This is a genomic window from Enterococcus sp. AZ020, assembly GCF_050499205.1.
Taxonomy (GTDB): Bacteria; Bacillota; Bacilli; order Lactobacillales; family Enterococcaceae; genus Enterococcus_L; species Enterococcus_L dunnyi.
Genome location: NZ_JBIPAT010000024.1, coordinates 1 through 218, shown reverse-complemented (window position 1 = coordinate 218; position 218 = coordinate 1). Strand labels below are relative to the sequence as shown.

Sequence of the window (218 nt, the reverse complement as noted above, 5' to 3'; positions counted from 1 at the left end):
TTATCCATTGGACTTGTTTTCCCACGTAAATTCCAGATATCAATATTTGAGACATTTTTATGTCCATGACCTAATGACTTGTATATCTCGACAATACGGTTTTTCGCAGAATTAGCATCAAGCTCTAAGTTTACGTACAGAACTTTTCCTTGCTCACATGGAAAGCCTAGCCAGTCAGTACCTTCAGCAATTGCAATTACTAACTCCATTAATAGGAA

General features: G+C 36.7%; 1 protein-coding gene. It reads right to left on the bottom strand.

Features of this window, described 5'->3' with window-relative positions; genetic code table 11:
• On the bottom strand, positions 1-218 hold a 218-nt coding region (locus tag IGI58_RS18255; RefSeq protein WP_429955530.1), incomplete at both ends, for an AAA family ATPase.